At 35.1% G+C, this 6,594-nt stretch carries 10 protein-coding genes; 6 read left to right on the top strand and 4 right to left on the bottom strand.

Going from position 1 to position 6,594, the window contains the following annotated elements; all coding sequences use genetic code 11:
- Positions 1 to 603 precede the first annotated feature (603 nt).
- Together CQA44_RS10780 and CQA44_RS10785 are read right to left on the bottom strand one after the other, a co-directional pair.
- Positions 604 to 918 (bottom strand): multidrug efflux SMR transporter, encoded by a 315-nt coding sequence (locus CQA44_RS10780; RefSeq protein WP_115547240.1) that lies wholly within the window; start codon positions 916 to 918, stop codon positions 604 to 606.
- Between the two features lie 2 nt (positions 919 to 920).
- Entirely contained in the window at positions 921 to 1,355 is a 435-nt protein-coding gene (locus CQA44_RS10785; protein WP_115547241.1) for a multidrug efflux SMR transporter, read from the bottom strand.
- A gap of 1,295 nt (positions 1,356 to 2,650) precedes the next feature.
- On the opposite strand from CQA44_RS10785, the gene CQA44_RS13310 reads away from it, so the two are divergent.
- Positions 2,651 to 2,776, top strand: a complete 126-nt coding sequence (locus CQA44_RS13310) for a hypothetical protein (RefSeq protein WP_258865013.1) — start codon at positions 2,651 to 2,653, stop codon at positions 2,774 to 2,776.
- A gap of 42 nt (positions 2,777 to 2,818) precedes the next feature.
- The gene (locus tag CQA44_RS12690) at positions 2,819 to 2,971 is read left to right on the top strand and encodes a hypothetical protein (RefSeq protein ID WP_181881882.1); all 153 of its coding nucleotides are present in this window, start codon (positions 2,819 to 2,821) and stop codon (positions 2,969 to 2,971) included.
- On the opposite strand, the gene CQA44_RS12695 is transcribed toward CQA44_RS12690, so the two are convergent.
- Positions 2,963 to 3,103 carry a hypothetical protein gene (locus CQA44_RS12695; RefSeq protein ID WP_181881883.1) on the bottom strand — a complete coding sequence of 47 codons (141 nt, stop codon included), beginning with the start codon at positions 3,101 to 3,103 and terminating at the stop codon, positions 2,963 to 2,965. The genes CQA44_RS12690 and CQA44_RS12695 overlap by 9 nt on opposite strands.
- A gap of 221 nt (positions 3,104 to 3,324) precedes the next feature.
- Between CQA44_RS12695 and CQA44_RS13315 the strand changes: the two genes are divergently transcribed.
- Positions 3,325 to 3,453: a hypothetical protein gene (locus CQA44_RS13315; protein ID WP_258865014.1), complete on the top strand. Its 129-nt coding sequence runs from the start codon at positions 3,325 to 3,327 to the stop codon at positions 3,451 to 3,453.
- A gap of 1,039 nt (positions 3,454 to 4,492) precedes the next feature.
- Here the strand turns inward: CQA44_RS13315 and CQA44_RS10790 are convergent.
- Entirely contained in the window at positions 4,493 to 5,083 is a 591-nt protein-coding gene (locus tag CQA44_RS10790) for a LysE family transporter (RefSeq protein WP_115547242.1), read from the bottom strand.
- A gap of 422 nt (positions 5,084 to 5,505) precedes the next feature.
- Between CQA44_RS10790 and CQA44_RS10795 the strand changes: the two genes are divergently transcribed.
- From CQA44_RS10795 to CQA44_RS13320, 3 genes are all read left to right on the top strand, one after another.
- The gene (locus CQA44_RS10795) at positions 5,506 to 5,691 is read left to right on the top strand and encodes a hypothetical protein (RefSeq protein WP_115547243.1); all 186 of its coding nucleotides are present in this window, start codon (positions 5,506 to 5,508) and stop codon (positions 5,689 to 5,691) included.
- A gap of 385 nt (positions 5,692 to 6,076) precedes the next feature.
- Positions 6,077 to 6,229, top strand: coding sequence for a hypothetical protein (locus CQA44_RS12700; protein WP_181881884.1), 153 nt, complete (start codon positions 6,077 to 6,079; stop codon positions 6,227 to 6,229).
- A 139-nt stretch (positions 6,230 to 6,368) separates the two neighbouring features.
- Complete coding sequence (locus CQA44_RS13320) at positions 6,369 to 6,494, top strand: hypothetical protein (RefSeq protein ID WP_258865015.1); 126 nt, start codon at positions 6,369 to 6,371, stop codon at positions 6,492 to 6,494.
- Positions 6,495 to 6,594: the final 100 nt, after the last annotated feature.

Raw genomic sequence — 6,594 nt, forward strand, 5'->3', positions numbered from 1 at the left:
TATCCCAAACACAAAAGATTCTTGAGATTTTGGAGCAAAAAATCACCTATCTTAAAGAAAACACTAACAATGCAAGACGTTAGCCGAAGTCTCTCTGAATCCTCAAACTTGCCATTACTTTGGGCAAAGCCCGAATTTATAGCCCACTACCCACTCTGGTCCATAGGTATTTCAAGGTAATTATCTCCTTAGGATTTTTAATGCACTCGATTAAAACTTTAACCCATAGGTATTTCAAGGTAATTATTTCTCTCATATTTCCTTATATCCCTTAGAGTAATAATCTCTCATATTCCCTAATTTTAGGCTTTAATCTTACAAGAATATAATTTAGGTTTATTTTACCCCTTAAACCCTTTAGAAATATCTCTCTACCTCTTAGGATAATGCCTTCTCATATCCTATAATTCTCTCTATTCATTCTCATATCCCCTCTAATATGTTTAAGACAACCCCTCTCCATACCCTCCACCCTCTTAATTGATAAGAACTAAAACACAAAATATAGCTAGTATATTCTAAAATATAATAGGCTATTACAACTATTGTATTTTCACAAAATATAGCTAATATCCTCTAAAATGCTCTCTAAAATAGATAGCCTTAGGATAATGCCTTAAGCCCTATGACTGAAGCAATAATCATCGTGATAAAAAAGAGCTTTTTGCCGTCTTTGCTTTCATTAAAAAATGCAATGCCCACAAGCACGCCCCCTGCCGCACCGATACCTGTCCATATCGCATAGGCTGTTGCCATAGCAATCTCTGACATAGCAAGCGAGAGTAGGCTAAAGCTTAGGGCAAATTGGACTAAAATAGCAAGTAAAAAGATTTTTCGCCCACTTAGGCTATACTTTTTCAAGGCAATCACGCCGATGATTTCCATACACCCCGCTAGTATCAAATACACCCAGCTCATTGCTACTCCTCTAGCAGCCGCTTACGCCCTAAGTCGCAAGAAAGCTCTTGCTTTTCTTTCTGTACCTCCTCTGACTCCTCTGCCCCCTCTGCCTCCTCTACTTCCTGTGCCGAGAGTTTTAGCCCTATGACGCCTATTAGCAAAGTAATGATAAAAAAGATTTTTAGCAATGAAAAGTCCTCGCTAAAGACGATGATTTCTGCTAGGGCAACTCCCGCTGTGCCAATGCCCACAAGCACACTATAAGCAATGCCTACTTCTAGGACTTTTAGTGCTAACATTCCGCAAGTAAAAGAGATGCAAATCCCAACTGCTGTGAGCAGATACAAAATCACACTATCGGCGTATTTCAGCCCACTTACCCAAAAGCACTCCAAAATACCGCCAAAAATAACCAAACCCCAAGCAATATTAGGGGTAATCTTTAAACATCTCATTAATATCCTTTTTGTTGTAATCAATCTATGGCTTAAGCCTCTTAGCTTAAAATTTAGCCCTTATAGTCTAGCTAAATGTTGTCATAAAGCTTCTTAAAAAGCCTTAAGAATAGGGGAATTTAGAGTGAGGTGGTGGAGAAAAAAGATAAGAAAAAGTTACGAAAAATAGCCCAAGAAAATAACCAAGAAAATAATATGTAAAGTAAATGGGAAAATAATACATAAAATAGATGATGGCATAGCATTGAGTTATCCCCTTTATTCCTTATCGTTTCTCTTTATCATTTTTATTTTAAGTTATTTTTGCAAAAACTAAAACTTTACATTATAGCATAAAAGGCTTTAAGAACGAGTGTGAGAGCAAGTGAGATTTTGCTAAATGGAATTATATAAATGAGATTCTATATAAGTAAGATTCTGCGATGTAATGGCAAGATAGATTCTAATAAATAGCTTTTAAGGGGCGGTAAGGAAATAAGATTCTAATAAAGTAGTGAAATAGATTAAAGAAGCAAGTAAGATTCTGCGATGTAATGCAAGTAGGCTTATAATGAGGTGGTAGAAAATAAGTTAAATAAGCCTTTTAGCGGATTGGTAATAGGTTTAAAGCCCTATAAAATAGCCTTTATTGTCCTTTAATTTGTTTTATACTTTATTATATGACACTAACATAAGGAATAAGTGAGGATAATCATTTGATGGCTTTATAAAATGCCCTCTTGTGTAATCAATTTATGGCATAGCCTTATATCTTAAGGATTCTCATCATCTTTACTTAAACATTCTTATTATCTTAACTTTATTTTAACTTAGGCATTGCAGAAAATTTACTTTTGTTGAAGATTTACTTTTTATTTTAATTAATCTATCGAATTAAATCTTATAGTTTCAGATTCTAAAAGGCTTGTGTCGGTGTTGAAATTACTTTTGTCATTCTGAAGCCTCTTTAGAGGCTGAAGAATCTCAAAATAAGCTTTTAGCCTCTTGTCTCTCCAAAGCCTTTAGCAACAGATTCTTGAAAACCCTTAAAATATCCCTCTTAGATTCTAAGATTAAATTTGCTCTTGTCATTCTGAACTTGCTTTATAACTCTACCTTTCCTTTTTTGTCATTCTGAAGCCTCTTGCAAATTCGCCTTATCATTCTAAAGAATCCGCTCTTTTCTTTTGTCATTCCATTTTATCACCCTGTCATTCTGAACTTGCTTTAGCAAGTGAAGAATCTCTTATTGTAGAATCTTGAGAAATTTAGCTAAGAGATACTTCGCTACGCTTAAGTATGACAAAGGAGATGTTTTGTTACGCTCGCATAATCGATTCTGCCTACCTGCAAATAGAACAAATAAGGATTCTTGTCATTCTGAACCCCCTTTAGAGGCTGAAGAATCTCTTAAAGATTCTAAAAAGGCTAAAGAATCTTAAGCTTTACTTTAGACTCTCAAATTAGGCTTAAAGTATAAAACATTGCATAATCCAAAGATTCTATTAGAGATACTTCGGGCTTTGCCCAAAGTCATGACAATCGGTGGTGTTGTAATATTTGCAGGTGTGGGTGAGTTGCGTGAGGCACGCACAGGCTTTGTAAAAGCTGAAATATCTCTCACCTTGTCATTCTGAAGCCTCTTTAGAGGCTGAAGAATCGCAAAATAAGCTTTTAGCCTCTTGTCTCTCCAAAGCCTTTAGCAGCAGATTCTTGAAAACACTTAAAATATCCCTCTTAGATTCTAAGATTAAATTTGCTTTTGTCATTCTGAACTTGCTTTATAACTCTACCTTTCCTTTTTTGTCATTCTGAACCCTCTTACAAATTCACCTTATCATTCCAAAGAATCCGCTCTTTTCTTTTGTCATTCCATTTTATCACCTTGTCATTTTAAAGCTTTGCGTAGCAAGGCTGAAGAATCTCAAAATATAGAATCTTGAGAAATTTAGACTAAAGCCTTAGTAATGACAAGAAAAAGAGTCTTAATATGATAAAGAGAGATACTGCGGCTAAAGCCTTTAGCAATGACGATAAAAAAAAAGGGGGGGGGGGAATTCTATGCTTTATTAATTCTATATTATTGATTCTGTATTTTATTAATTCTATGCTTTGTTGATTCTATGTCTGTGCTGCAAGCTGCAAAGTTTGATTACAATAAGCGGGATAAGAGCCTGAGAGACATTCTCGTGCATTGATATGAGTGGCAAAAGCTATTACTTCATTTTGTAAGAAATAATCTCTCAAGGAAAAGCGATTTTATAACTTTTTATAGCAATTTTATGCCTTTTTATGCTGTTTTTGTCCGTGCCTTATAACTTCAAACCTATCCTAAAATAAACTAGAACTATGGCAGAAACATCAAAAGACTTTGAATGAAGCGGTAGTGTTATGTAAAAGTGATTGCGTGGGGTTAATACCAAGTCTCCCTAGCATAGTGATTGTATGAGGTCAATACTAAGTCTCCCTAGCAAAGAACTTTTTATCAAAAAGTTATGCGTTGTGTGGTGGCACAAGTCTTAGGAGCTAAGGGCGACTTCTAGCTATTATTTGGGCATTAGGCTCATCAAAAGGGCTTTGAAACACGCAAAATGATTGTCCCTCAAGAATGATTATGCCCTAGAAAATGATTATCAGAGATTATGCCCTCCTAAAAAATGATTGTTCTTAAAGAGGATTATCCCCTTAGAAGAGCAGCTTATATAAGCCTTTTAAAACCTTTTAGCAGTAAAGTTAATAGCAAATATTTCTAGTGCTTATTAGCAGTCTAGTAAGCTAAGAGGGTGGCTTATTTCTAGTATTTAAAATAAAAGCTTAAAAATTTCAGCAATAAGATTTTATTCACCAATAGTGCTTGTTTCTAGCTTTAAAACTATAAGAGAGCAGCTTATTTCTAGTATTTAACCAAACCTTAGCCCTAAAACTAAGAAAATTATTTCTAGCAATTACCCTAGCAGAATCTAGTATTTAAGAGCAATCAAAACTTTAATCATTTCTCACAAGATTTTCTTATGACTAAAAGTTAGTAGGGGCATTGCCCTATTATCTTAGATTCTTATGATAAAAATAAGTTTAATAGGATAATCACGATTAGTTTGCATACCCTATTCTTGTAGATTCTTACTTGTAGATTCTTATGATAAAAGGATTATGAAATTCTACCCTAGCAGAATCTGCACAGCACTTAGGACAAGTAGGGCTGCCATCGTGAAATTTGCGATTTTATAATGCTTGGTCAAAAAGGCTTTGAGGGCAACCCCTGCGATAATCCACAAAAAGATTCCCATAAATCCAACGACAATAGAAAGAAGCACAAATGTGCCTGTATAAAAGTAGCTCTGATAGTAGGGCAGGACAAAGGAGATATGTATCGTAATGGCATACAAAATGATTTTTACATTCACAAACTGCAAGAAAAAAGCATTGAAAAATCCGAGATTCTCATTTTGACTTTCTAAGCCTTGAGGTTTGCTGATGGCGACTTTGTAGGCGAGATACAGCACATAGCCCACGCCTAGAATCTTTAAGAATTCAAGCATATTGGGCAAAATCTCAATCAAAAGATGACAGCCAAATCCACACAAAATCATAATAGACGCAAATCCCGCATAAATACCCAGAATGAGCCTCTTGCTTTCTCGATAGCCATAGTTGATGACGCTACTTAGGGCAAGGATATTATTAGGACCGGGTGTTGTAGCAGTGATACTCATATAGACAAGCAAGGAAAGAAAAGTCTCAAAACCCATTTTATCTCCCTATCATTTTGTATTCTTATCATTTTTATTCCTATCATTATCCCCCTCCCTCTCTTAATGATTGCTAGTTTATCTTTGATATTTTATGCTTTTAATACTTCCTAATTTTATCTTTATCATTTCATAGTTGGATGCTAGATTTTACTTCCCCTCTTAATGAATTTTGCTAGTTTGTGCTTCCTAATTTTCTATTTTCCATTTCATATTTTATATTTAATGCCTTTCATTTTGCCTCCCATTTAATACTTTTCATTTCATACCTCCCATTTTATATTTGGGCGATTTACTTCCCTCTTAATTTCCTCTCTTAGCAAATGGGGGGGGGGGGAGTATGTGTAGGCATTAAATCAGGGAAGGAATTATATCAAAAATAATCTCAATATAACTTAAGCAGACCTTAAAAAGTGGTGATGATGGGGTGGGTAGAAGCCTTGCTTGTGCGAGGCTTTGCAAAGGCTAAAATATTTTTCAAATTATCATCTTTGCAAGTGGGCAGAATCGATTGTGCTTTTGTTAAACCTTTTCTTGCTTTAGCCATTACAAGTATGGGTAATCTATCGTGCAAGGCTTTGCAAGAGCTTGCAAAGAGGACAAGGTAACATTGAAAGAGGATAAGTTAGATTGTCATTCCGAACTTGCTTTATAACTCTACCCTTTCTTTTTTGTCATTCTGAAGCCTCTTACAAATTCACCTTATCATTCCAAAGAATCCGCTCTTTTCTTTTGTCATTCCATGATTAAATTTGCTTTTGTCATTCTGAACTTGCTTTATAACTCCACCCTCCATTTTTTTGTCATTCTGAAGCCTCTTGCAAATTCACCTTATCATTTAAAGAATCTGCTCTTTTCTTTTGTCATTCCATTTTATCACCTTGTCATTTTAAAGCCTCTTTAGAGGCTGAAGAATCTCTTAAAGATTCTAAAAAGGCTAAAGAATCTTAAGCTTTACTTTAGACCCTCAAATTAGGCTTAAAGTATAAAACATTGCATAGCCCAAAGATTCTATTAGAGATACTTCGGGCTTTGCCCAAAGTCATGACAATCGGCGGTGTTGTCATATTTGCAGGTGTGGGTGAGTTGTGTGAGGCACGCACAGGCTTTGTAAAAGCTGAAATATCTCTCACCTTGTCATTCTGAACTTGCTTTAGCAAGTGAAGAATCTCTTATTATAGAATCTTGAGAAATTTAGACTAAAGCCTTAGTAATGACAAGAAAAAGAGTCTTAGTATGATAAGAGAGATACTTCGCTATGCTTAAGTATGACAAAGGAGATGTTTTGTTACGCTCGCATAATCGATTCTGCCTACCTGCAAATAGAACAAATAAGGATTCTTGTCATTCTGAAGCCTCTTTAGAGGCTGAAGAATCTCTTAAAGATTCTAAAAAGGCTAAAGAATCTTAAGCTTTACTTTAGACTCTCAAATTAGGCTTAAAGTATAAAACATTGCATAATCCAAAGATTCTATTAGAGATACTTCGGGCTTTGCCCAAAGTCATGACAA

The sequence above is a fragment of the Helicobacter sp. MIT 14-3879 genome, from assembly GCF_003364125.1.

Excerpts from the sequence above, each read along its gene's own strand:
- CQA44_RS10780 (WP_115547240.1), bottom strand. The coding sequence starts at position 918 with ATGAGCTGGGTGTATTTGATACTAGCGGGGTGTATGGAAATCATCGGC.
- CQA44_RS10785 (WP_115547241.1), bottom strand. The coding sequence starts at position 1,355 with ATGAGATGTTTAAAGATTACCCCTAATATTGCTTGGGGTTTGGTTATT.
- CQA44_RS12695 (WP_181881883.1), bottom strand. The coding sequence starts at position 3,103 with ATGACAAAAGCAAATTTAATCTTAGAATCTAAGAGGGATATTTTAAGT.
- CQA44_RS13315 (WP_258865014.1), top strand. The coding sequence starts at position 3,325 with ATGATAAAGAGAGATACTGCGGCTAAAGCCTTTAGCAATGACGATAAA.
- CQA44_RS10790 (WP_115547242.1), bottom strand. The coding sequence starts at position 5,083 with ATGGGTTTTGAGACTTTTCTTTCCTTGCTTGTCTATATGAGTATCACT.
- CQA44_RS10795 (WP_115547243.1), top strand. The coding sequence starts at position 5,506 with ATGGGGTGGGTAGAAGCCTTGCTTGTGCGAGGCTTTGCAAAGGCTAAA.